General features: G+C 42.9%; 19 protein-coding genes and 2 pseudogenes. 7 read left to right on the top strand and 14 right to left on the bottom strand.

The window, feature by feature from the left end:
• Positions 1-184 precede the first annotated feature (184 nt).
• Both C505_RS0107845 and C505_RS0107840 read left to right on the top strand, forming a co-directional pair.
• Positions 185-631 (top strand): type III secretion system chaperone, encoded by a 447-nt coding sequence (locus C505_RS0107845; RefSeq protein ID WP_018692049.1) that lies wholly within the window; start codon positions 185-187, stop codon positions 629-631.
• A gap of 10 nt (positions 632-641) precedes the next feature.
• Positions 642-2072, top strand: a complete 1431-nt coding sequence (locus tag C505_RS0107840; RefSeq protein ID WP_018692048.1) for a hypothetical protein — start codon at positions 642-644, stop codon at positions 2070-2072.
• Positions 2073-2395: 323 nt separating this feature from the next.
• Here the strand turns inward: C505_RS0107840 and C505_RS24955 are convergent.
• Positions 2396-2515, bottom strand: a pseudogene (locus tag C505_RS24955) (hypothetical protein); the annotation flags it as partial.
• Positions 2516-2801: 286 nt separating this feature from the next.
• Here C505_RS24955 and C505_RS0107825 point away from each other — a divergent pair.
• Positions 2802-6011: a S41 family peptidase gene (locus tag C505_RS0107825; RefSeq protein ID WP_018692046.1), complete on the top strand. Its 3210-nt coding sequence runs from the start codon at positions 2802-2804 to the stop codon at positions 6009-6011.
• Positions 6012-6094: 83 nt separating this feature from the next.
• Here C505_RS0107825 and C505_RS0107820 read toward each other — a convergent pair whose 3' ends face one another.
• Positions 6095-7405: a PI-PLC domain-containing protein gene (locus tag C505_RS0107820; protein ID WP_018692045.1), complete on the bottom strand. Its 1311-nt coding sequence runs from the start codon at positions 7403-7405 to the stop codon at positions 6095-6097.
• A gap of 261 nt (positions 7406-7666) precedes the next feature.
• Positions 7667-8833, bottom strand: a complete 1167-nt coding sequence (locus C505_RS0107815) for a hypothetical protein (RefSeq protein ID WP_157368903.1) — start codon at positions 8831-8833, stop codon at positions 7667-7669.
• A gap of 315 nt (positions 8834-9148) precedes the next feature.
• Between C505_RS0107815 and C505_RS21775 the strand changes: the two genes are divergently transcribed.
• Positions 9149-9757, top strand: a complete 609-nt coding sequence (locus tag C505_RS21775) for a peptidase inhibitor family I36 protein (RefSeq protein WP_018692043.1) — start codon at positions 9149-9151, stop codon at positions 9755-9757.
• Positions 9758-9824: 67 nt separating this feature from the next.
• Here C505_RS21775 and C505_RS0107800 read toward each other — a convergent pair whose 3' ends face one another.
• From C505_RS0107800 to sfsA, 8 genes and pseudogenes are all read right to left on the bottom strand, one after another.
• Positions 9825-10085: a hypothetical protein gene (locus tag C505_RS0107800; RefSeq protein WP_018692042.1), complete on the bottom strand. Its 261-nt coding sequence runs from the start codon at positions 10083-10085 to the stop codon at positions 9825-9827.
• A gap of 247 nt (positions 10086-10332) precedes the next feature.
• Entirely contained in the window at positions 10333-11181 is an 849-nt protein-coding gene (panC, locus tag C505_RS0107795; RefSeq protein WP_018692041.1) for a pantoate--beta-alanine ligase, read from the bottom strand.
• The gene (panB, locus tag C505_RS0107790; protein WP_018692040.1) at positions 11178-11972 is read right to left on the bottom strand and encodes a 3-methyl-2-oxobutanoate hydroxymethyltransferase; all 795 of its coding nucleotides are present in this window, start codon (positions 11970-11972) and stop codon (positions 11178-11180) included. The genes panC and panB overlap by 4 nt, the downstream gene beginning before the upstream one ends.
• Before the next feature lie 63 nt (positions 11973-12035).
• The gene (gene folK / locus C505_RS0107785) at positions 12036-12530 is read right to left on the bottom strand and encodes a 2-amino-4-hydroxy-6-hydroxymethyldihydropteridine diphosphokinase (RefSeq protein ID WP_018692039.1); all 495 of its coding nucleotides are present in this window, start codon (positions 12528-12530) and stop codon (positions 12036-12038) included.
• Positions 12523-13823 (bottom strand): annotated as a pseudogene (pcnB, locus tag C505_RS21770) (polynucleotide adenylyltransferase PcnB). The gene folK and the pseudogene pcnB overlap by 8 nt, the downstream one beginning before the upstream one ends.
• 317 nt (positions 13824-14140) lie before the next feature.
• Entirely contained in the window at positions 14141-15058 is a 918-nt protein-coding gene (gene gluQRS / locus C505_RS0107775) for a tRNA glutamyl-Q(34) synthetase GluQRS (protein WP_018692037.1), read from the bottom strand.
• A gap of 38 nt (positions 15059-15096) precedes the next feature.
• On the bottom strand, positions 15097-15546 hold the full coding sequence (dksA, locus tag C505_RS0107770; protein WP_018692036.1) for an RNA polymerase-binding protein DksA: 450 nt from the start codon (positions 15544-15546) through the stop codon (positions 15097-15099).
• Positions 15547-15691: 145 nt separating this feature from the next.
• Entirely contained in the window at positions 15692-16405 is a 714-nt protein-coding gene (sfsA, locus tag C505_RS0107765; protein ID WP_018692035.1) for a DNA/RNA nuclease SfsA, read from the bottom strand.
• Between the two features lie 74 nt (positions 16406-16479).
• On the opposite strand from sfsA, the gene pepB reads away from it, so the two are divergent.
• Positions 16480-17778, top strand: coding sequence for an aminopeptidase PepB (pepB, locus tag C505_RS0107760; protein ID WP_018692034.1), 1299 nt, complete (start codon positions 16480-16482; stop codon positions 17776-17778).
• A 561-nt stretch (positions 17779-18339) separates the two neighbouring features.
• Positions 18340-19599: a metallophosphoesterase gene (locus C505_RS21765; RefSeq protein ID WP_018692032.1), complete on the top strand. Its 1260-nt coding sequence runs from the start codon at positions 18340-18342 to the stop codon at positions 19597-19599.
• Between the two features lie 691 nt (positions 19600-20290).
• On the opposite strand, the gene groL is transcribed toward C505_RS21765, so the two are convergent.
• The 3 genes from groL to C505_RS0107735 form a co-directional block, all read right to left on the bottom strand.
• Positions 20291-21937, bottom strand: coding sequence for a chaperonin GroEL (gene groL, locus C505_RS0107745; protein WP_018692031.1), 1647 nt, complete (start codon positions 21935-21937; stop codon positions 20291-20293).
• 69 nt (positions 21938-22006) lie between these two features.
• Positions 22007-22297, bottom strand: coding sequence for a co-chaperone GroES (locus C505_RS0107740; RefSeq protein WP_018692030.1), 291 nt, complete (start codon positions 22295-22297; stop codon positions 22007-22009).
• Positions 22298-22431: 134 nt separating this feature from the next.
• Complete coding sequence (locus C505_RS0107735) at positions 22432-22917, bottom strand: FxsA family protein (protein ID WP_018692029.1); 486 nt, start codon at positions 22915-22917, stop codon at positions 22432-22434.
• Positions 22918-23082: 165 nt separating this feature from the next.
• Here C505_RS0107735 and C505_RS0107730 point away from each other — a divergent pair, with 165 nt between their 5' ends.
• On the top strand, positions 23083-24969 hold the full coding sequence (locus tag C505_RS0107730) for a protein-disulfide reductase DsbD (RefSeq protein WP_169337021.1): 1887 nt from the start codon (positions 23083-23085) through the stop codon (positions 24967-24969).
• Positions 24970-25042: the final 73 nt, after the last annotated feature.

Raw genomic sequence — 25042 nt, 5'->3', positions numbered from 1 at the left:
CCAAAAAAGTATGAATCTAAACCTGAATTTATGCTAATTCTAAAGCACTAAGAGGCATCTTGATTTTCAATGTTGATGAATTAGTAGTCTATCTCTCTGTTTTTTAATGAACATTTGCCCCGATATCGAAACCAATCTATAAAATACGTTACTTAAATTCTAGAAATGAAAAGCGGGAAATCCCATGACAGATGTGTTAGCAGAATTTGGTGGTTTAATTCAACGTATATTGCAAATGGGTTCTAAACCTGCCCATGAGAATGGTGTGATTGCTATTTCGTTTGATGAAAAGTTTACGTTGTGTTTTGAGTTTAATCCAAAGTCAAATGGTGTTGTGCTTTATGCGACATTGAGTACGTGGCAGGGGCTAGAACAGTACGCAGAAGTACTTTTGAAGGCGAATGCATATGGGAATGGAACCCAAGGTGCGTATTTCACTGTTGATGAACATACAAACGAGCTTCTACTTGAAAAGCAGTTTTATGCACCTTTCCCTTCGACAGAAGAGATGACAATTCAGATCGAAAACTTTTTAAATGTGTTAGATATTTGGCAGCAGCGGTTAAAGGATCTCCCGCAAGATCCTGAAGCAGTACCGCAACAAATTGCATCACCGATGATGAAAGTTTAGGAAATTGTATATGGCAAATGGTATCAGTCAGGTCACCATCTCATTTGATAGTCGACCAGATATAAAAGTCGGTCAGGAGACAAAATCATTTGGTCTGATGAATGTGAATGGGCAAGACATTGTCGGGGTGGATCTCGGTAATAATACATTCGCAAAATTAAGTAATCGGCCAGATGGCAAATACGACGTTACCTTGTTTAAAGGCGATGGCAAGCCGTTGGATGAACGGAGCGTGAGCATTCAAGGCGGACACGTTTCTCGTTTACAAGATTCATCAGGCAACAAGTTAGCGAACCAAGCTCATCGACACTTGGATACCATGAAAACATTTCAGTTTAATCAAGGATATTTAAACCGATTTGAGTCACTTGAGACCGTGGCTGCAACACCGAAACTTTCTGGACAAGCCCTAGAGAATAAGGGTATTCAAGATACAGCAGATCTATTTAAGATCAATGATCAAATTAATGAAAAGATAAAGTTGCTGAAATCATTGCATCAACCGGAAGCCAGTGACATCCAAGAGTTAGGGCAATTAATGAATGAGCGATATGCCGTATGGAAAGAAATAGATAAAGTGCTGGAGCAACAAGAGAAAATGCCTCAAACAAATCGCTCTGATGAGTCATCTTCTCAGCAAATACAACGATCAGCGTCTGTTGATGTCAAAGAATTACCGCCGATTCATTCTGCAAAGGATGCAAAATCAGCCGTTGAGGAACTACTGAAAACGCAAAAAGAAGACCATCAGTCACTCGGCTGGAAAGATCGTCTGGGAGAGTCAAAAGCGTATAAATCTGAGCGCAATATGTTGAAGTCGTTAAGAGATATGTTCGATAAATCAGCAACTTTGGTGCAAGAAGAACAAAAGCTTCAAGATTTACTCGATCGTCGATTAGAACGTGAGTCAGATTTGCTGCAACAAAAGAAAGATCTGAAGAATCAATATGGATTAGATTCAAAGAACTGGCCTGATTACGCAAAGGTGAAATTTACCCAGCTTTCTAAATTTATTAAAGATAGTCAGGTGCAAACAGAAGCGGTCAAAACACAATTGCATCAAATTCAAATTACGAATGATTTCTTGCTCATGGAGCCTATTTTGGATCCATCAACAAGAACGGAATTGGCACGTCACCCAGAAGCTTTGGAAGTATTTAGCCAGATGCTAGAAAGTCGTCAAGGTGAAGTCACCGTTGAGGATAACTTCAAGTTTTCAGATTCGAATCAAAATCGACTAAACTTTTTTGACCGTATCAGTACTTTATACGCATCTTTACCAACCATGGATGCAATGGGATATTTAGAAAATCTAGAAGAAAGTGGTGAGGCACCTATCGTTCTGGATGAACTCAGCGCAGCATATAAAGAAATGATGCAGGAATCCCCGATTCTTGATAAGAAAATAGCGCGCTATGTTGAGGAATTAGAAGCTGTCTAATGAGGGACTGTTGATCTTTCGGAAAAATAACGACATTGATGATAGATCAATTGGCCCGAATAGGCCATGAGCGGAAGGCCGCGTTCATGGCGGTATCGACTCAAGCCCAATTATTGGTATTGAGCCGTCAGCTCAAAATTTGACGACTCAGCGTAACCATTCTCACCAAGGTAATATTTCCCTTTGCCTCGCAGTTGGCAAGAAATTGTAATAGTCGTTATATTTTCCTGCGCGACTCGCTCCTCGAAGCGGAGCTGGCATTTCATTGAAATCAATGGTGTAGCTTGAGAAGTCAACACTGAGATTTTTCCGCCTAATTTCCATCAATAGGTGGCTTCGCCACGCCCTTGTGTTGGGTATTCATGAAACTTTAGGATTTGTGCAACTGCAAAGCCTGGGTAAGTGTGTTGTTCATTTAAAGTTGGGAGGCTTTGATTATAAGTTGCTCCTTGCCCCCCACTTTGTCGAGGTCATGGAGTCAATGAAAGGCGCAAGTGTATCTGAAGCAACAACATGAAAGGAAAAAAGTAAAAGCGCAGTGGCTGCTGCTGTGGTTCTTATGACTTGATTCATCGTGACTCGCTTTGGAAGGTTTATCTCATTGGAAAATGTTCGTCACTGAAATAACTTGCAACAAAAAAGCGCGGCATATTAACACTTTTTCTGGGAACATGTGATGATTTATCGATATCCAATTTTCAACGACAACCAAAACCAATAAGGAAGCTTATGAAACATGCATTGTTCGCAATTCCCGCCTTTTTCCTGACAAGTCAGGGTGTAATAGCAGAAGAAGCGAGAATCTTGAGATTCCCTGATATTCATCAAAATCGGGTGACATTCGTCCATGCAGGGGATATTTATCTCGCAGATGTTGCCTCAGGAATGGCAACGCGACTAACCGCTCACAAAGGGCAAGAATTATTCCCAAAATTTTCACCTGATGGGAAGAAAATCGCATTTTCAGCTGAATACAGCGGCAATCGCCAAGTCTATGTCATGAACCGCGATGGGAGTGATTTAAAGCAACTCACTTATTACAATGATGTTGGTGTTATGCCGCCAAGAGGTGGTTTTGATTATCGTGTTCTAGATTGGGCTCCAGATGGAAAAAACATTCTCGTGAAGGCGAATCGTGTGCCATATAGTAAGCGAATGGGACAGCCATATCTTGTGCCAGTCGATGGCGGGATGGAAAAGCCACTGCCCGTTTTTAAAACTGGGGGTGGCATGTTATCTCCTGATGGGAATAAATATATTTATACACCTGAGGACAGGGACTTTAGAACCTGGAAACGTTATCGAGGTGGACATGCACAAGATGTATGGATTTATGATTTAGAGAATCATACCAGTCAGCAAATTACAAAGCATAAAGCGACAGACCAGCAACCGCTTTGGGTTCATGATTCCATTTTTTTCGTTTCGGACCGAAATTTCCATTTCAATCTTTTTCAATATAATGCATCAGGTGAGCCGAAGCAGGTGACGCACCATGAGACTTATGACGTGCTTTGGCCATCAGCAGGTCCGGATGCGATTGTCTATGAAAATGGTGGTTACCTATATCGGTTTGACCCCAAAAAGCAGCAATCGCAGAAGCTGAGTATTCAAATTTCAGGTTTACCGGAACAGACTTTACCTGGGTTTAAAAAAGCCTTTTCTTATATTGATAGTGCTTCTATATCCCATGATGGGAAGCGAGTCACATTTTCGGCTCGCGGTGATGTTTTTACAGTCCCAGCAAATGAAGGTGAAGTCCGCAATTTATCCAATTCCTCTGGTGTGCGTGAAATGAACGTCACCTGGTCTCCAGACGGGAAGTATATTGCTTATTTGAGTGATAAGTCAGGTGAATACGAACTGTATATACAAGATCAGGCAGGCGAAAAGCCTGCGCAGCGGATCACGTTTGATGGCCGAACATGGCGTTTTCAACCCTTTTGGTCACCGAATAGTCAAAAGCTTGCCTTCACGGATGCTGAGAATAAGCTCTGGGTGGTTGATATTGATTCAAAGAAACCAAAATTGATCGACCAGTCTCCATACGAGAAAATCCATGAGGTGCAATGGTCACCTGATAGCCAACACTTGGTCTACCCGAAGGAAGGGGAGAATGGATATCATGCACTTTGGCTTTATCATCTGAAAGACCAAACGTTTTCACAGGTGACTTCCGGCATGACTCAGGATTCAAATCCAGTCTTTGACCCGAAAGGAGACTACTTGTACTTTATTTCTCTACGCGATTTTAATCTGAGTTTCAGCCAGTTCGAATTTAATTACCTTTATCGGGAGGGTCTGGGGGTTTATGGGATCACTTTGCGCAAAGACATCCCTCATCCTGGCGCCCCAAAAAGTGACGAAGTTGAAATTATTTCCAATAAAGGGAAAAAGGAAAAAGAAAAGGAAGAGAAAAAGCCACTCAAAATCGATATCGCAAATATGGAGCAGCGTATCTTTAAAGTCGACTTGCCACCTGCAGATTATCAGAAACTGGCAGCGAATGATCAGGGCCTGTTTGTGCTGAACGAAGAAACGTTAAGCTTTATTGATATTCGTGCACAGAAAAAAGCGGAAGTGATCCAAAAGCAGGTGGATGACTTTCAGTTGTCTGCAAATGGAAAAAAGCTGCTTGTTCGTAAAGACAAGAAATATGCTGTGATTGATGCAAAACCAAAGCAAAAGTTTTCCAAACATAAGCTCAATCTGAAAGATATGGTGACTAAAGTCGATCCAAAAGCGGAATGGCATCAGATCTTTCAAGATGGATGGCGTGTATTACGTGACTGGTTTTATGATCCAAATATGCATGGTGTGGACTGGGATGGAATTTACAAACGATATGAGCCAATGGCTCGTGCGGCAAACTCCAGAGCCGATCTAGATTATGTCTTAAGTGAAGTCGCCGGCGAAATACACGCAGGTCATACCTATGTGAACGCAGGTGAATATCCGAAGGTGAAACGACGAGAAACCGGGTTACTTGGGGCCGAAATCAATACACACGCATCGGGATATTTTCAGATAGGCAAAATCTACCCAGGTGAGAACTGGGATCCAAAACGTCGTTCCCCATTGACAGAGCCAGGCATCAATATCCGTGAAGGTGAGTTTATTCTTGCGGTTAATCGACAGCCTGCGACAAGTGTAAAGAATTTCTATCAATTGATGGAAAATACAGCAGGAAAAACAATAGAACTCAAGGTGAATGACAAACCGGAGATAAAAGGCAGTCGTACGGTGATGGTTCGTCCCATTAAAAGCGAACAATCATTACGTTATCTTGATTGGGTTGCCTCACGAAAAGCGATGGTAGACAAGCTCTCTGGAGGAAAGATTGGTTATGTTCACCTCCCCAATACCCTTTTTGCAGGAAATAAGGAACTTGCTAAGACTTACTTGCCACAATTACATAAGCCCGCGTTGATCATTGATGATCGATATAATGGTGGTGGATTTATTCCTGACAGAATGATGGAAATTCTCAGCCGTAAAACAATGAACTATTGGAAGTCAAAAGGGTTGAATGCGAGAAGAAACCCTGGGTTTGCGCATGATGGACCAAAGGCGATGTTGATCAATGGTGAAGCAGGCTCTGGCGGAGATGCGCTTCCTTATTACTTCAGAGAAAATGGCCTGGGCAAGCTCATTGGTACAACGACTTGGGGTGGATTGATTGGTATTTCCAGTTCACCATTTTTTGTCGATGGTGGACAAATGATCCCGCCAGTATTTCGATTTATCGATAAGAAAGGGCGTTGGCTCATTGAAAATGAAGGGGTCAATCCAGATATTGAAGTTCAGGAAAGGGCTGATTTAATCGCGAAAGGACATGATCCGGTTCTGGAAAGAGCGGTGAAAGAACTGCTCAAAGCATTGGAGAAAAACCCGAAGAAAACGATAAAAGCACCGCTACCTCCAACAGAGTTTCAGTAAAACGGTTATGCATTTCTTCACGTGAACATGAAAAAAGCCTGCTCTTGTAAGCAGGCTTTTTATATCGAGGTAACTAAATTGGTTTAATAGCGGTTTAAAGCTACGATATCCAACATTAAGTCATTTTTTTCTTCATCAGCACCAATGTTATCCAAGCTAATGACACCACGCGTCATTTCGCGTGTTGTTTCAAGAATTGTCTTGTCAGAAAAGTCAATTTCTTGATCGAGCTTGTCTAGATTCGACAGGCTCTGCGCGCTCTTCAGAATTTGTTCCACTGGGTCTGCTGTTGTTGCTGCATCAATCGCATTATGGGAGCGATCAACAAAGTTATTGACGACAGCTCTACTGGATAGCTTATTATCGACAGATAAAACACTATCGAAGCGAGAGCTACCACTACCAACGATAGCTGGTTGGTTCGTTTGTATAATCTTTAATTTGCTAGAATTTGTTTCATCGATATTAGAACGGACACGATCCATCTCTGCTTTCAGTTTTTCTTCACTTCTTGTTTTAGCCCACTTACCGAAGCTATTACTTTTATAGTCTTGCTCTAACTCGTTTGGCTTATCACCATCTTTGGTATAAATAACAATTTTCTTACCTTCTGCCATGAGTTCGCTGACAGATTTTGTTTCAATGTCTTCAGGTGATGCAATTGCATCACGGATGCTGTCATTTAGGATTTGAGCTCTAAATGCATCGTGAGCATTTTTACCATTAAATTGGAACTTGATGACGGTGATTTCATCTCGCTCAAGAACCGCACTGAAGAATTTATCCATTTCCTGGTTTACAACGCCTTTGTCACTTTGTGCAGGGCCATGGAAGAATCGTAAATTTTCACTTGCAGGGTTTGTTTTGACACGAATATCGAAATAGCGAGTACCTAAATCAAACTGTTGCTTTAAATCCAAAGTATGCGTTACAGAATGCTTTTGCAAAAGGCTATTCTTCATTGTGTAAGTTGCTGCATCATGGCTTCCTGGCATAGAAATTTCTGTTATCTTTCTTGAGCCAAAGTCAATGGACTTATCTTTCGCGAGATGTTCCATCCAGTTGGTCATAGGAATATCAGATTGCTTTGATGTTTGCCCAATATTTGCTTTTTCAACACCATGATTTTTCGCAGTTGTCATCGGGTTTAATAACGTGATGACCTTTCTAAGAATGTTTGTTGTGCCATCAAAAGTAGATGAATTCGCATTGCTTAATGAAGTTTTGATTCGGCTCAAGATACTTTCAGCAACTTTTGTTTCTGAAGAATTCTTATTCAGTGTTGATACTGATTTACCATTATCCAGCTGCGCAGGTTTTTCATTTTGGGATACTGAACCTGTTCCCTGTAATTGGGAAAGGTTGGATTGGGATTGTACTGGTGAAATTGCCACTTCGAGTTACCTCTAATTACTTACTTTCCTCTGCGAAAGGCAGCGCAAAACTGCGCTGCCCAAGCAAAAAGTTACCTTTCCGAGATTGTTGGGAGACTACTCATATGGAAAAGTAACTATAAAGGTAGTCACAAAAATACGAAAAAAGTTTTAAATTATTTTTGTTGGGTTGTTTTTTGTGAAAAATAATTGGATAAAGAATGCTTTAGTGGCAAAGCTTACCTTTAGGGTAAGCTTTGTTTTTATAGCTTCATCAATGGATTAATGCGTACATTTTCCTTGCGTTGCAGGCCAGCTCAGATCACCGATCATACAGTCAATGGTCGTAAACGTTGTTGGGGAAATTTTCTCACCAGGTTGCCAGAACAAATAAAGAAACTCTTTCTGGCTAGAACGAAGCTTGTTGAAGTTCGCCCGTAAAGTATACAGCGTGCCGTGCTGGTGGCTTGGCTGTAGTGGTGTGAATAGCGTTCTTCTAAGTTGCTCACCTAATGCTTCTTTGAGTTTTTCTGATGAGGCATTAGTCGTATTGTGGATCACAACCCCTGATTGTGCTGAATCTATTGTGATCAAAGATTGTAAAAACCGATCGATGTCTTTTTTGCTAAACAAGAAGTCAGCAGGCCCTTTATAGTCAAACTGATACTGAACTAATGTACGCCAGTCCACTTCAATAGAACCGATTTTCTCGATATTGCCTGCCTGTACATCCCACTCTGTGACAAAGGTCATCAAATCATGCCAGTCGTTTCCTTCATTTAATCTGTGTTCAATCTGATCAACCCAACCTGCTGTAGTTACACCGGAAATATAAATACGATCAGCGTTGGTAGAATAACCGTAAACTGAGCCTCGGACTGCCTGTGTGCTCGCTTCGACATTGACCCAATCACCAGCAGAAGCTTCAACCTGACAGTTTGGTACTTTAAACATTTCACCCCGCGGCGGAGTCACACGATCCAAACTACAAGTGACGTTAACCCGGCCATTACTATCCACTCTTAATCCAGTGGGTGCTGCAGTTGTATAAGCGAGGGTTGCAGTCAATGGTTTGATTTGCAGGTTGTGTTGCTGAGCAAAAGTGTCCATCTCAGTTTGCAATGAATGAGAGATTTTTGTTGTGAATGCTCCTGAGTAACTGACAGCTGCCTGTCCAGCGTATAGTCCAAACGCTGGTGCTGTCAGACGTAGGCGAAAGTCAATTCTATCGCTCGTCGTTTTCACCTGGCCATTTTTCGGCGCATACCAAAACAAATTTGCATCTTGGTCATCTGCAAAAAGAGAGACCTTGGATGCAATTTCATTTGGGAAAGGGATTGATTGCCCTTCGCTGAGAGGAACAGGTGCTGCTTGAGTTTGGCACGTTACAGCAAATAACAGGGCTAATGGAGAAAGACGAGTTTTTATGTACTTCGGTAAAGCTTTCATATTCACTCCTTTGATATTTGTGAATGTTATTGGTTGAATCACAATCAATGCGATCAAAATTCATTCTTCCTAAAAGGTGAATTATGTCAAACAGTCTCGGCTATTTTTGCGATGAAAAATCAATAAATAGAGATAGGATGTTATAAAATAGTTAAAATTCATTAGGTTAATGCCAGGTGGATGAAAACTTTAAAATCATAAAAAATGATTAGATTAATTCAGTTTCTATTCAGCATACAGATTGTATTCTCGGAAGCAGAAATCAAAAAAAGCTCATGTTGAGCAAATGGAAATGTAAAGTTGTAAGGGGAATGTATGCGTTATTTATTCGCTCCTGTTTTATTGCTTGCTGGTTTTCAAGCGAGTGCAACCTGTAACATGTATGAGCACACTGGATATAGTGGTCAGGTGTACAGAATGAGTCCCAATAGTCAGACTGAATATGTCGGTGGTCATTGGAATGATCGGATCTCTTCGATTGAAGTGGCACCGCGTTGCCGTTTAATTGCCTATCAGCATGAATCTTTTCGGGGTGCTGAGCAGGTTTTTACAGGAAATAACAGCTATGTAGGGAATTTTTGGAATGATCAGATTTCTTCCACACGCTGTGAATGCGATCCTGTATCACCACCGCCACGTTATGATGTGAGAAAATCCAATAAAGTGTGTAAATTATTCCAGCACGCTGACTTTCAAGGCAAGAAGTACCCATTATTTGCGAACTCCCAAATGAGTGTTTTAAATTCACGCTCAGACTGGAATGATGAAGTATCTTCAGTCAAAGTGCCAAGAGGCTGTCGATTGACTGTCTATGAGCATAAAGATTATCGTGGTGCATCAACGACATTCTATGCTGGAAAACATGAGTTTGTCGGGAGAAACTGGAATGATCGTGTCTCTTCCGCGGCTTGTTATTGTGACTAGTTCAAAACAACAAGCCTCGATGATCATCAAGGTGCAGTGATAAAGACTGCACTTTTGTTTTGTCGTATTATCGAGGGTTTGAATCCCAGAGTGTATTGCCAACCTCAACAATTTCACCTGGTTGAGTTGCTGCAACATGTTTGAACAGCATGTCAATCACTGGACTGGTGTTTTCATGATGAATTGGGTCAAAAGCTTGTTGCGTTTTTGAGGGGGCTGTTGATGGTGCTGATACCGATGTTGCTCGATTCGCATCATTTGTTGTCCGTGGATCTGACCCAGAAAGCGGGGAATAGTTCGGTTGATAATTTACATTCGATACAATCATGCTATTTCCTTCTCAATACTGTCGATTTATTGCTTCTCTTTCATATTCATTACGTGGAACGCGAAAGTAATGAATGACTTCGGCATATTGGTTGCGTGCCAAGCTCATGGGAACTGGCTCATTTAAAAATGAGACTATAGTATTAGTAACCGGAAATCGGAAAAGGTTCTTACAATAACACTTTTTATAAAAATTAATGCGTAGGATCAGAGTGGAGCAACGGTGTCGCTGCTCCTATGAAAGTGTTTTAACGAGAGAAAGCAATATTATCGATAAGACGTGTTGTGCCAAGTTTTGCTGCGGCCAAGATCACAAACTCTGTTGTCTCATGATTTGCATCAGCAAGTGATGTGGCATCACAAATCGTTAGGTAATCTCGTTCAAATCCGGCATCTATCAGCGTTTTCCATGCTTGCTCACAAAGCACTTCAAAATTTTTTTCACCTTCCATAATCGCCGCTTTCATCGATATCAGAGCGCGATATAAGCTTGTTGCCTGTTTTTTTTCCTGTTGGCTCAAATAGCCATTTCTAGAGCTCATTGCCAAGCCGGAATCCTCGCGCATTGTCGGGACACCAACGATACGAATCGGTAGGCATAAGTCTTCGGTTAATGTGCGGATCACTTGCAGTTGCTGAAAATCTTTTTCACCAAAGCAGGCAACATCCGGTTGAACAAGATTGAACAACTTCGTCACGACTGTGGCAACACCTTCAAAATGACCTGGTCGACTTTTTCCACAGTGAATATTTGAAAGCGCAGGAACATGCACACTCGTTTGGGCTTCAAGCCCTTTTGGATAAATGATATCCGGGGTTGGTGTAAAAAGTAGATCGACTGACTTTGCTTCCAATGCCTGTGCATCTGCCTCAAGTGTTCTTGGGTATTTATTTAAGTCTTCTGAAGCACCAAACTGGAGCGGGTTGACAAAAATACTGACGATCACTTTTGTACCATGCTGGTGGGCTTCTTCGACCAATGATATATGGCCAGCATGCAGATTGCCCATCGTTGGGACAAATGCAATCGTTTCTCCTGCTTTTTTCCAGGCGGAAATCTGTTCGCGTAATGTTTTGAGATCAGCAATTTGGATCATGCAAGAATGTGCTCATCTGTTGGAAATTTGTTCATTTTAACGTCTTGGACGTATTTCGCAATCGCAGTATCCATTCTGCCTGTTTCATTGAGGAAGTTTTTAGAGAACCGTGGAATATAGCCCGTTGAAATGCCAAAAATATCATGCATGACTAAAACCTGACCATCAGTGTCTCGACCTGCACCGATACCAATCGTTGGAATGCGAATACTTTGTGTGATCTCTTTAGCAAGCTCAGCAGGAACACATTCAAGCACTAATAGTTGTGCACCAGCATCCTCTAGCGCTTTTGCGTCGGCAATCATTTGTTTTGCTTCTTCAGCCTGCTTACCTTGCATCTTGAAGCCACCTAATTTGCGTACAGATTGTGGTGTTAACCCTAAGTGAGCACAAACTGCGATACCGCGTTTGGTGAGAGTGCGGACTGTGTCAACTAGCCAATCTCCCCCTTCCACCTTTACCATTTCTGCGCCTGCCTGCATCAATTGTGCTGCATTTTTCATCGCATCATCGGCAGTGGCATAAGTCATAAATGGCATATCCGCAATCAGAAGTGGTTTGCTTGCACCAGCTCTCACACATCGGGTGTGGTAGGCAACTTCTGCATTGGTGACTGGGACCGTATCCGTTTGTCCTTGAACGACCATCCCCAATGAATCTCCAACTAGGATGATATCAGCACCCTGCTGCTCAAAGAGCTGGGCGAAGCTTGCATCATAGGCGGTGATCATAGCGATCTTCTCACCGTTGTTTTTCATTTTCTGCAATGTAGCGGTCGTTGTTTTAGCCATAAGATTTCTCCATGAGTGGCATATTTCGGGCAGACTTTCGCATATTAGAGTAATTACTTCAACTTAACCTAATGTGGTCAGATCACTTGTGGGAACTTGTTCCAAAAGATCAGATAATGCTGTTTTATCAGGTAAAGTAAGATCGGGGGCAATCTCCGCAAGTGGATACAACACAAATGAACGGACCTTCATTCCATAGTGAGGGACAGTGAGTTCTTCGGTTTCTATAACCTGGTTGCCATACAGGATCATATCTAAGTCTAAAGCCCTGGGTCCCCAACGCTCCGCTTTACGAACACGACCGTGTTCCTGCTCAATATGCTGGCATGCATGCAATAGGTCGTGGGGCGATAGGGTTGTTTCTACGGCGACGACCGCATTGATATAGTCGGGTTGATCCTGAGGACCCATCGGTTGGCTGCCATATAAGCTGGACGCAGAAACATGATTGACTTTCGGGATTGCACGAATGGCCTCGATGGCGCGTAGAACCTGGTTTTTCGGGTCATTCAGGTTCGCGCCAATACCGATGTAACAGGTGACAGCTGGCTTATTCATGATTTGACTGCTGTTGTTTCGGTGTTTTGCCTTTTCGCGGTTGGCGACGGCGATTGTGAGGGCGTCCTTTTTTCTTTTGATTGAACAGACTGTTTGCCATTTTGCGTTGCATGTATGGTTCTACTTCCTGATAGCGAGTCCACCACTGGGCAATCTCAACGAGGTCACCACCTTCGATGTCGCTACGAAGCAAAAGGAAGTCATATCCAGCTCGGAACTTCGGATGATCAGCAAGTCGTTCTGCACGTTTACCAGCTCGTTTTGGAAGTCGAAGCTGCAATTGCCAGATATCTCTGGTTGTCATTGAAAAACGTTTTGGTAGAGAAACAGTCTTACAGTGTTCTGTGAGGATCTCAGCCATCGACAGGTTATAGGCGTCATGCGTTGCAAGACCACCTTCAAACATGAGTTGATTGGCTTTTGACTCCAGTGGATACCAAAGAAGTGCTGCAAAAATATAGGCAGGTGTGACTTTTTTCCGCTGCGGATCCGTTTATCCGTATTGATAAAGACTTGTCGAAGCAGACGTTCTTCTTTACTTTCAGGGTCGCCAAAAACTTCTGAAATGACGGGGAACATATGCTGAAATAAGCCAAAGTCCCTCAATAATTCGTAATTCTTCAGCGCTTCACCATGCATGAATAGCTTGAGCGCTTCTTCAAATAATCGTGCCGCCGGGATATTTGCGATCATTGGTGCTAATTCATAGATCGGATTTCCGGTATCTGGGGAAATATTCATATCCAACTTTGTTGCAAAGCGGACAGCACGAAGCATACGAACGGGATCTTCCCGGTAACGTGTTTCTGGGTCGCCAATCAATTGAATATTTCGTTCGTTGATTGCTTGGACACCATGAGCGAAATCTAAAATAGCGTAATCTGCAATCGAATAGTAGAGCGCATTAATTGAGAAATCTCGTCGCTCGGCATCTTCCTCAATGGTGCCGTAAACATTATCTCGAAGTAATTGGCCATGCTCGGTTTGCTGTTGTGCACTTTCTTGATGGTGACCACGTAAAGTTGCCACTTCAATGATTTCACGGCCAAAGACGATGTGTGCGAGCCTGAATCGCCGACCAATTAATCGGCAGTTCCTAAAAAGAGATTTGATTTCGTCGGGTGTTGCATTGGTGACAACATCAAAGTCTTTTGGTTTTAAACCAAGAAGAAGATCGCGAATACATCCACCAACGAGATAAGCATCATAGCCGCCATCTTTTAACCGATAGAGGACTTTTAATGCATTCGGACTGATATTTTTACGGGAGATCTCATGCTTTGAACGCGGGATCACAATCGGCTCATCTAAAGCCTGAATAGGGGCAGTTGGTGACTGGCTCTTATCTTGACTATCTGAATCTGGCCCAGACAAAATACGGCGACAAAGCCCAATAACACGCGAAAAAATAATCCAATCTCCTCTGATTCACTACGAAAAGCTGCTCATGATATAACAACCATGATAAAAAAAGAATCGTTACGATGAAATCGCTTTGTGATTGATGGCCTAGACGCATCATGGATGTATTTTAGTGCTCTCACTGAACAGTACAAAAATACAGGCACGTCCATACTTTAACCAATCGAGGGCTAGAAGCGAAGTGGTATTTAGGTCGTGAATAATATTTCCCTTTGCTTGGGAAGGTACTGAATATGCCAATGGGCAACTCCCCAGTTGAGGAGTTCTTCAGTAGAAGCATCTAGCAATGCTGGGTTGACAGGAAGGTTTAAAAACTGAAAAGCACGATACAAGGTTGGAATCGGGTTTGATAAATCCAGGCCTGGTGCCCCGTTTTGTTTGCTGAGTTTGAAGTTGGGTTTTGTGGCAGCCACTGGGAGGTGGACATATTTCGGCGTGGAAGCTTTCATCGCAGCATATAGCGCAAGTTGTCTTACGGTTGGTTCCAGCAAATCACTTCCTCTGACAATCTCAGTGATCCCTTGCTCAATATCATCAACAACGACCGCAAGTTGATATGCATAAAGACCATCTCTTCTCTTTAAAATAAAATCCTCTGAAGCAAATGCCTTGTCCATTTGGCAATGACCGTGAAGTTGATCAATAAACGACAGCGTCGGCGTTGAATTGATAAAACGCAATGCAGATTCATCTTCAGAGTTACGATTATCTCGGCGTTCTTTTTCTCGACAAGAACCTTGATAAATACCACCAGCACTTTGGATCATTTTACGGGTGCAAATGCAATGATACAGGCGTTGATCTAAATCCAGTTGGTTGAGTGCGGCTTCGTATGCATCTGAGCGTTGGCTCTGATAGATGATTGGTTCATCCCAATGTAGTCCGTAGGATGTCAGTGTTTTTAAAATTAAATCAGATGCTCCCGGAACTTCTCTTGGTGGGTCGATATCTTCTATTCTAACCAGCCATTTTCCTTGGTTAGATTTGGCTTGCAAATAGCTGCCAACAGCAGCAATCAGAGAGCCAAAGTGCAGTGGACCCGAGGGAGAAGGGGCGAACCGCCCACGATAAGGGGGCATCTCGTTCGGTTGAACTGATTTTGTCATGGACGATAAGTTGATGACTAGCAGAAGCGGGGAAGGGGTTACCCTCCCATCTGCTTTTCTTTGATTTCCGCAAGTGTCTTACAGTCGATACATTGATCTGCTGTTGGACGTGCCTCTAAGCGGCGGATCCCAATTTCGATACCACAGGTATCACAGAATCCAAAATCATCATCTTCGATTTTTTGAAGTGTTTTTTCGATTTTTTTGATGAGTTTTCTTTCGCGATCACGTGCTCTTAATTCCAAACTAAACTCTTCTTCCTGAGCTGCACGGTCAACGGGATCGGGAAAGTTTGCAGCTTCATCTTGCATATGCGACTTCGTACGATCTACTTCTTCGCGTAATTGATTTCGCCATGCTTCTAAAATTTTCTTGAAATGCTGCATTTGCTCATCGCTCATATACTCCTCGCCAGGCTTTTCCTGGTAAGGTTGTACACCAGCTAATGCTAGGATTCCCAGCGCTTTATTTGCTTTGCCATCTGGCATAGTAGCCTCCTTTACGTGGCACTTCATCGTTGCAATGGCGGGTATCTATAGCAGAAACCGGCCGCCAGGGCAACAGACTCACATACGTTTGTTAGACCCTCAGATTCGCTAAATATTGCGACGAATTATCACAATTCAAGCCCATTTATTGAATAAAGGGAATTTTTTCATCCATTATTATTTCATTTTCATGAAGTTTGGTACGATAGCATAAGATCTCAACGCCAGCATCGTCGGCTTCTCGAAGGAGATTTGCATAGGTTGGATCAATATGTTCAGCTGCTTGCACATTTTGAATACCTTCATGCTGAACAAGAAAAAATAACACAGCGCGATCACCAACTTGCTTTTGAGTAATTAACTCTCGTAAGTGTTTTTGTCCGCGGGTGGTTACTGCATCAGGAAAAAAACCGCAGCCATTTTCTTCAAGCAATGTCACCGTTTTGATTTCTACGTAGCATGATGGACGTTCTGGGTGTGTCAGCAATAAGTCGATACGAGAATTTTCTTCCCCATACCGAACCTCCTGGCGTGTAACTTGGTAGTCAGCCAATTCAGGAATTTTCTTTGAAACTAAACCATCTATGACAACTTGGTTTGCCCGTGATGTATTAATGCACATCCGTTGTCCATTACTATTTTCTGAGATCTCCCAGGTATGTGGGTACTTACGTTCAGGATTATCAGATGTGGAGTACCAAATAGACCAACCCGGCTGAGCACAGCCAGTCATTGCGCCGGTATTTGGGCAATGAATCGTTTGGATGGAGCCATCCGCTAATTCGATATCTGCTAAAAAACGTTTATACCGTTTGAGCAAGATTGCTTTTTTTAAAGGGGGATCAAAGATGACTGCCATGGGAGCCTATTCAACTTCTTGTGTAACGTGTAAACTGCGGGCATATCATATCAGAAATCCGCAATGGAGCATCTATGGACTCGAATTTTTTGGTCGAACTCAGTTTTGAACCTGCAGCTGAGCCTTGGAATAAAGACACACTTATCTCTTATGCCGCACATGGCGCGACCATTCACCTACCTCAACTTGAAGATGTACGCCGCATGCAAAAAGCGGGGCGACAACTTGCCTCTCAGTGTGTGAATCAAATTCATTTATCTGGTGAAAATTGGAATACAGAGCTTCAATGGGCCTTTCATCAAGGGTATGTGACACCAGGAAATACACTGCCGCTGCTATGGGCAGTCAATGATCAAACTGATATTGAGCGTCTTGAAGCGAAAGCGCAAAGTGCAGCGTGGACCCGTTCACTCATAAATGCTTCTGCGGATGAGATTTATCCTGAGTCACTTGCACAGCAGGTTGCTGCGTACTTTGGAGAACTTGCGCCAGAGTCGATCAGTTATGAGTTGATTCAGGGAGACCAGCTTCTTGAGCAGGAATGGGCTGGTTTACATGCTGTTGGGCGTGGTAGTGAGCGTGCACCAGTCATGTTGATCTTGGATTATAACCCAACAGGCCATGACGATGCGCCAGTGTCCGCGGCATTGGTTGGTAAGGGGATCACATTTGATAGTGGCGGATATTCGATCAAAGGCAGCGAAGGCATGCTTGCTATGAAGTGCGATATGGGCGGTGCTGCGACGGTTGCAGGTGGTCTAGCTTTGGCAATCGAAAGCGGCTTATCAAAACGTGTGAAATTGATCCTGTGCTGTGCAGAGAACTTGATCAGTGGCCATGCATATAAACTTGGCGATGTGATCCGATACAAAAACGGCACCACTGTTGAAATTGTGAATACAGATGCAGAAGGCCGTTTAGTCCTGGCAGATGGACTCATGGCTGCTGCTGAAACAGGTGCACCACTCATCCTTGATGCTGCGACACTGACAGGTGCTGCAATGGTTGCTGTCGGCACTGAATATAATGCTTTGTTCGGATTGGATCAGGCACTTGTTCAACGTGTTCAACAATATGCAACTGCTGAGCATGAGCCAAGCTGGCCATTGCCTTTAGAAGCTTGGCACCAAGAGAATTGTCCAAGTGCCTATGCGGATACTGCGAATAGCCGACCACAAAAAGGCGGTGGTTTTGGCGGCGCGAGTAACGCGGCAGGCTTTTTATCCCGTTTTGTACCCAATGAGGGAAAGGGATGGGTGCATATTGATTTGGCTGCGTGCTTCCAAACATCAGGTAATGGGCAATGGGCTGCTGGTGCGACAGCAGTAGGTATCCGAACAATTGCGAGAACTCTGTTGGAAGAGACTGCGTAGTTTTTCAATTTCAGAACAATCGTTTTCAAAGCTATTTTACTCTGGAAAGCTCACTGATGGGCTTTCCATTGTTTCAGACTTCTGCACTGTATTTATCTTTATCTTTATCTTTATCTTTATCGTTATTTTTGGGTCTGTTGAGTTTTCTAAAATCTATACGCTTATCGCTGAAAAAACATCAGAGCCTAATGATTTTGATGCAAGTGTTTTTACAGCAAATCACAAAAGATGCTTGGTGTTATAAGTGGAGAATATACTTCTAACTCTTTTTTCTTAATTTCGTCGTGATCGACCGATCTCTATTTGAGATCCCATCCCTGTTTATGTAGTATCCCAGTAAATTATTTATTTCTTTTCTGATGCTTAGGTTACCAAGATGTTTTTTTGCGGTATTTTTGCAACTTTTACTCATCCAAAGGTACTTATCCAACATCAAAATGTTTAAAGTCAGTTGTGGCTAAAAAGGACACTTTTTTAGTTTTAGCGACACACTGTTCTCATCAAATAAATTCACTAGCCTTGTTAGGGTTCAATTAAATGCGCATAGTTTTGAAGTTCTTTTTGAGCATTTTCTTGCTGTTACTGATTGCAGCATCTGTTTTTGTTACTTTTAAATTATCTCAAAGTACAGTTGTGAAAACATCTGGCGGCGTCTATGAGAAAATACTTATCCCCGATGGAGAGAAGACAATCCGTTGGAATACACATATTGGGCTTGTTGCGGATGATGATATCGAGCTGAAGCATTTTCAAGGTCCAATTATCCAGCCTCAGTCAGATGGATATCTTGTTCATTGGTATTGTAATAATGCTGTCGAGGAACAGTTTATCCTGAAAAACGATCCTATGCAGATATCGTGTGATAATGAAACGATGGCGTTTCCAATCTATCCGTTAGAAAAGGAAGCATCTGTGTTCAAACGTACACCAAATAAGATTGCTGTCGTCAGTGATCTTGAAGGCGATCTCGATTTCTTCCTGAAGTGGGGGAGAGCGAACGGTGTCCTGACAAAAAATGGAGACTGGGCGTATGATAAAGGGCACTTGGTGATCCTTGGAGATACCGTTGATCGTGGCCGTTATGTTTACGATCTCTTATGGAAAATCTATCAGTTAGAGCAAGAAGCAAAGCGTGCAGGTGGACATGTTCATGTTGTCTTAGGAAATCATGAACAATATGCTTTCCAAGGAAATGTGAATCATGTTGAGGCTGAGCATCTGTGGGCAACTGAGCAGATGATGCCTTACAAAGATGCGTTTAGCGAGCAAACAGTTCTCGGCGCTTGGCTACGTTCAAAGCCAATCACATTGAAGCTAGGGAAAACGCTCTTTGTCCATGGTGGGATCAGTCAAAGGGTTCTTGATCAAAAACTTTCGATTGAAGCGCTGAATCAAATACATCAAAAAGTGATGGATCATCAAGATAAGCAAAGTCATGATTATCAGTTAGTTGCAGGGCCAGCTTCACCAACACAATACCGAGGCTACTTTATCGGTACTGCAGATTATTCATCGGCACCTGAATCGCTGGTGAAGGAAACAAAAGCTTTTTATAAAGTGAAGCAAATTGTTGTCGGTCATATGAAGGTGGATGAGATTTACCCTAAATTTGATCGCTCTGTCTATGGTATCAATAATCTGGGCAGCAATTCTCAGACTTTAGTATTCAATCGAGGGAGAGCAAAGATCCTCGATATGAAAGTACGTAAGCATGATTTTTCAGATAAAGATCAGGAAAAGCGTGACTTCCATTTGGATGATCTAAAAGATTGGGAAGCGTTTGTGATGCCAGTCATTGCCACCGTCGAGGCTCAGATTTGATCTTTTGAGAGTGAAGAAGCTTTCCTTCATCACTCTCTATCTTCCCATCATCTATTGCGACGTTTCTTCTTGAATTACGTTATATTCTGATGTTGATCTAAACGTCACAGTATGTTGCTTAATCAAGCGATGCTGTGATGAAGTTTTATTGGATATACCGATGAGAAACGTTTTTTCCCTTTAACACTGAGCGCATTCGTTGCTCGTTCAAGTACAATAGTCAATACAACCCATTCCTAGCCAGTTCAATCAACGGATAAACAAGAAGCTTCGGATCCATTATCCAAGATCCAGTATGTTGAGGATTAAACATACTTAACCCGTATTTTTCCAGGCGCAAGAAGTTATTTGGTAGAGAAGTATCCGCTCCCTTTTTCCAATATGTCCTTCAGTTGACGCCTCAACAGCAGGCAACGTTTGAGAAAGATGTATTCTTGATCCTTGATCAATTAGAAGCTCAATAATCAGAGTGCTTTAAGTTATCACCTTTCCACTCATCAACGAGCTACAAAGCTGATGATAGGAAGGAATATGATGAGTTGGAGGGGCGTTTTAATTTGCGGAGAACGTCCTGCTCGACTGCTGTCACAGCCTAATGAGAAAAGATATTGATACAAAAAAGCCAGCACATTACTGCGCTGGCTTTCTGATAACCGTTTGGGGTTATGGGAAGAATAATGACCGTTTGGTCTTACATCATTCCACCCATGCCGCCCATTCCACCCATGCCGCCCATATCTGGTGCTGCAGGAGCGTCATCTTTTGGTAGTTCAGTGACCATTGCTTCTGTTGTGATCATGAGTGAAGCAACAGATGCTGCGAACTGAAGTGCGCTACGTGTGACTTTTGTTGGGTCAAGGATACCCATTTCCAACATATCGCCGTATGTATCATTGCTTGCGTTGTAACCGTAGTTTGCTTCGCCTTCTTTGACCTTGTTCACAACGATAGATGCTTCTTCACCTGCGTTGGAAACGATTTGGCGCATTGGTGCTTCCATTGCGCGAAGTGCAACTTTAATACCGTGATTTTGGTCTTCGTTGTCACCTGTGATTGCTTGAAGCTTCGCTGCTGCGCGAACGAGGGCAACACCACCACCTGCAACAACACCTTCTTCTACAGCTGCGCGTGTTGCGTGAAGTGCATCTTCAACACGTGCTTTCTTTTCTTTCATTTCAACTTCAGTTGCTGCGCCAACTTTGATGACTGCAACACCGCCTGCTAGTTTTGCAAGACGCTCTTGAAGTTTTTCTTTGTCGTAATCAGAAGATGCTTCTTCGATTTGCTGACGAATTTGTGTGACACGGCCGTCGATGCTCGCTTGGTCACCAGCGCCGTCAATCACAGTTGTGTTGTCTTTGCTGATCACAACGCGTTTCGCAGTACCAAGATCTTCTACAGAAGCTTTTTCTAGGTCTAGGCCGACTTCTTCAGAAATCACAGTACCACCTGTAAGGATTGCGATGTCTTGAAGCATTGCTTTGCGGCGGTCACCGAAACCAGGTGCTTTGACTGCTGCAACTTTAACGATACCGCGCATGTTGTTTACAACCAATGTTGCAAGTGCTTCACCTTCCAGATCTTCAGAGATGATCAGAAGTGGTTTGCTTGCTTTAGCTACATTTTCAAGAACAGGAAGTAGTTCACGGATGTTCGAAACTTTCTTATCAACCAGTAGGATGAACGGGTTGTCTAGCTCAACCATGCCGTTTTCTGCGTTATTGATGAAGTATGGAGAAAGGTAACCACGGTCAAACTGCATCCCTTCAACAACGTCAAGTTCGTTTTCAAGGCCTTGGCCTTCCTCAACAGTGATGACGCCTTCTTTACCGACTTTTTCCATTGCGTCTGCAATGATCTTACCGATTTCTTCATCAGCGTTTGCAGAGATAGTACCAACTTGTGCAATTGCAGTGCTGTCTGCACAAGGAGAAGAGAGGTCTTTGAGTTCAGCAACTGCTGCTGCAACAACCTTATCGATACCACGCTTGACGTCCATTGGGTTCATGCCAGCTGCGACTGCTTTAACACCTTCATTAACGATACTTTGTGCAAGAACAGTTGCAGTGGTTGTTCCGTCACCTGCTTCATCATTCGCTTTTGACGCAACTTCTTTCACCATTTGTGCGCCCATGTTCTCGAACTTCTCTTCAAGTTCGATTTCTTTTGCCACGGACACACCGTCTTTGGTGATCACTGGTGCACCGAAAGACTTATCAAGAACAACATTACGGCCTTTTGGACCTAAAGTGACTTTAACAGCGTCAGCTAAGATATTGACACCTTTCAGCATTCTTACGCGAGCGTCTTCTCCGAAACGAACGTCTTTTGCAGCCATGAGATAATCCCCTTTAATAATCTTTTTGAAATACCTGGAAATTTAAAATTGAAAAATCGAATGGAAGACTTAGCCTTCGAATACGCCTAGAATGTTGTCTTCTTTCATGATCAGGTACTCCTGACCTTCGATTTTTTCTGCTTTTTCAATGTAAGAACCGAAAAGAACTTTGTCGCCAACTTTGACGTCTAGCGCTTTGTGCTCGCCATTGTCTAGAATACGGCCGTGACCGACAGCAACGACTTCTCCGTGGGAAGACTTCTCAGCGGCACTACCAGTTAAAACGATACCACCAGCAGATTTGCTTTCGTTTTCTGTACGTTTCACGATAACGCGGTCATGTAATGGACGAATATTCATTTTTCCGTATCTCCTAGGTAAAACAGGTGCAGTGTCAATCTGCACCAAGAATCGAAAATGTTGAAATCAAATTTTGTGTTGTCACTCTAACTGGGGGTGTTTATTTTTGAAAACAAGGGTGGAACGAAAAAAATTTATTCTTTTCGTTCATATTCCCCTTCAATTACCGAACTTCTATGGGAGTTCTGGCTCTTTTGTCCGAAACCTGTATCGAACGGATCGACCTCAGGTGCGGAATATGGTTGCTGTGTATTCGACATATATTGGACGTTAAAATGTTTACTCAACTGCTTGGACATTCCCTCACGGAATGCGGGGACCAATAGTAAAAACCCAAGTGCATCAGTCATGATACCGGGTGTGAGCAATAAAATACCGCTCACAAGAACACACAATCCATCACGAAGCTCATCGCTGGGCATTTGTCCTTGTGCGAGCTTTTGCTGGAGGTTCGCATAGGTGGTCAGCCCTTGTTGCTTGACCAGCTTCGCTCCAAAATAAGCGGTGAGGATCACAAGTCCCAGCGTCATCCATCCACCAATAATCGAACCGACTTGGAGTAGAATTGCAATCTCAATCATCGGCACGATGATAAAAAAGACAAAAAGTATTCGAAACATAGAGGACCTCATCAGGCTTTCAATACGGCGATTCAATTTCAGAGTGTGTTGAAAGACTGTATCGCGATTTCATTTTCTATGGAATGGATCTTGGGTTTGGAGGGTCTTATTTCAAGAGCTTTGTTGATAAGGTGCATTGATGGTGCGTTAACTGACTGGTGGTCCATGAAAAATCACAGTAGACTAGCAAAAAAACGGTTAGCCGTACGAAATCTGAGTGAGGCGGAAGAGGTGACAGCGTTGATTAAAAAGAATTGTTTTCAGGTGATTTTATTCACATTGATTTTTTTAAGCGGAGCAGTGTTTGCATCGGGATCGTCTCAAGATCAATTGAATGCCTTATTTGGGAATCAACCTGAGTTTTTAGATGTTGATCAGGCATTCCAGATGGACTTTATGCAATCTGGAGATGAAATCAAAATCACTTGGACGATCGCGCCAGAGTACTATTTATATAGAGATAAAACCAAGTTCAAAGGCAAGAATGCAGAAGTTGGGAAAGCAACGTTTCCAGAAGGAAAAGAGGTGATTGATGAATACTTTGGGAAAACGATTGTTTACTACGATAAGCTGGAACTAAATATTCCAATCGAATGGGCAAAAGAGGATGCAACCCTAAAGATCCGTTATCAAGGCTGCGCAGAAGCTGGTCTGTGCTATCCACCAAAAACTCAAGAAATTCCACTCCAAAAAGTTTTGGCAGAGGCTGCATCGGCACCCATGAATATTGAGAAGCCGGCTGCCGGGGAAAGTATACCAATTCAAACACCGGGTCCGGCTTCAGAGGCTGATTTTACACAGCAGTTTTATGATAATAACTTCTTTATGATCTTGGTGATTTCGTTCGGTGCCGGATTACTCCTTGCTTTTACACCTTGTGTTTTTCCGATGTATCCGATTTTGACCAGTATTATTGCTGGACAAGGGGAAAAGCTCACAACAGGTCGTGCTTTTACACTTTCCTTTATATACGTGCAAGGTATGGCATTAACTTATGCGTTACTTGGGCTTGCGGTTGCCTTTTTTGGGGCGCACTTGGTTGCCTATTTCCAACACCCATTCGTATTGATTGGACTCAGTTTACTGTTCGTCCTGTTAGCTCTCTCTATGTTTGGCATGTATGAACTTTCCATGCCTGCTTCTTGGCAGACGAAGCTGAACTCCTTAAGTCAAAAACAGTCCGGTGGCACAGCCCTTGGTGTATTCGCGATGGGCGTGATTTCAGGACTGGTTGCATCACCTTGCACGACGGCCCCGCTTGCTGGTGCGCTTGCTTATGTTGCGCAAACAGGTGATTTGTTGATTGGCTTCTTCTCCCTTTATGCGTTGAGTTTAGGGATGGGATTGCCTTTATTGATTCTAGGTTCTTCTGGCGGAAAAATTCTCCCACGAGCTGGTGATTGGATGAATTCAGTGAAGCACTTCTTTGGTTTAGTTATGCTGGTAGTGCCAATACTGTTGCTTTCCCGTTTAGTTAGCGAAGAAACGGTGGTCTTGATGAGCGTTGCGCTTGCTTTTGCCGCCTGTGCATTTCTTTATCATACCCATCATAAGATTGGTTCGTCACGTGCAAAAACGGTACTTGGCTTAGGGGCAAACTCGTTACTTATTGCCAGCTTCTTGACGTTAAATCATTGGTTTTTCACACCAGAACCCGTCGTGGTGACACAAAGTGCTCAAGCATCGACGACATTTATGACCGTCAAAACAGGTGCAGAACTGGATGCGCAAATTGCAGCAGCCAAAGCAGAAGGAAGGCCGATCATGATCGACTTTTACGCAGATTGGTGCGTTGCCTGTAAAGAGTTTGAACATATCACTTTTACGGATCAATCGGTGAAGGAGCGACTTCGTCAATTCAAATTGATCCAGATTGATGTGACAAAAAACTCTATGGAAGATATGGCTCTGATGAAACGGTTTGAAATTTTTGGTCTCCCTGCATTAATTTTCATTCACGATGGTGAGGTAATGAAACAAAGAAGAGTGAGTGGCTTTATGAAGCCTGAGCCTTTTTCAGCCCATTTGGATCGTGTTTTAAAACAAATTTAACACTTCTTCATATTCAGTGCAGCGGACTGCTGCACAGAACTATCCGATAAAAAATCTCTGATTAGACCAGTAT

Source organism: Algicola sagamiensis DSM 14643, from assembly GCF_000374485.1.
In the GTDB taxonomy this organism is placed as follows: Bacteria; Pseudomonadota; Gammaproteobacteria; order Enterobacterales; family Alteromonadaceae; genus Algicola; species Algicola sagamiensis.
The sequence above is the reverse complement of the archived record's forward strand: the minus strand, read 5'-3'. Positions and strand labels throughout refer to the sequence as shown.

Coding starts and splice junctions, on each gene's coding strand:
- C505_RS0107845 (WP_018692049.1), top strand. CDS start 185: ATGACAGATGTGTTAGCAGAATTTGGTGGTTTAATTCAACGTATATTG.
- C505_RS0107840 (WP_018692048.1), top strand. CDS start 642: ATGGCAAATGGTATCAGTCAGGTCACCATCTCATTTGATAGTCGACCA.
- C505_RS0107825 (WP_018692046.1), top strand. CDS start 2,802: ATGAAACATGCATTGTTCGCAATTCCCGCCTTTTTCCTGACAAGTCAG.
- C505_RS0107815 (WP_157368903.1), bottom strand. CDS start 8,833: ATGAAAGCTTTACCGAAGTACATAAAAACTCGTCTTTCTCCATTAGCC.
- C505_RS21775 (WP_018692043.1), top strand. CDS start 9,149: ATGCGTTATTTATTCGCTCCTGTTTTATTGCTTGCTGGTTTTCAAGCG.
- C505_RS0107800 (WP_018692042.1), bottom strand. CDS start 10,085: ATGATTGTATCGAATGTAAATTATCAACCGAACTATTCCCCGCTTTCT.
- panC (WP_018692041.1), bottom strand. CDS start 11,181: ATGATCCAAATTGCTGATCTCAAAACATTACGCGAACAGATTTCCGCC.
- panB (WP_018692040.1), bottom strand. CDS start 11,972: ATGGCTAAAACAACGACCGCTACATTGCAGAAAATGAAAAACAACGGT.
- folK (WP_018692039.1), bottom strand. CDS start 12,530: ATGAATAAGCCAGCTGTCACCTGTTACATCGGTATTGGCGCGAACCTG.
- gluQRS (WP_018692037.1), bottom strand. CDS start 15,058: ATGACAAAATCAGTTCAACCGAACGAGATGCCCCCTTATCGTGGGCGG.
- dksA (WP_018692036.1), bottom strand. CDS start 15,546: ATGCCAGATGGCAAAGCAAATAAAGCGCTGGGAATCCTAGCATTAGCT.
- sfsA (WP_018692035.1), bottom strand. CDS start 16,405: ATGGCAGTCATCTTTGATCCCCCTTTAAAAAAAGCAATCTTGCTCAAA.
- pepB (WP_018692034.1), top strand. CDS start 16,480: ATGGACTCGAATTTTTTGGTCGAACTCAGTTTTGAACCTGCAGCTGAG.
- groL (WP_018692031.1), bottom strand. CDS start 21,937: ATGGCTGCAAAAGACGTTCGTTTCGGAGAAGACGCTCGCGTAAGAATG.
- C505_RS0107740 (WP_018692030.1), bottom strand. CDS start 22,297: ATGAATATTCGTCCATTACATGACCGCGTTATCGTGAAACGTACAGAA.
- C505_RS0107735 (WP_018692029.1), bottom strand. CDS start 22,917: ATGTTTCGAATACTTTTTGTCTTTTTTATCATCGTGCCGATGATTGAG.
- C505_RS0107730 (WP_169337021.1), top strand. CDS start 23,083: ATGAAAAATCACAGTAGACTAGCAAAAAAACGGTTAGCCGTACGAAAT.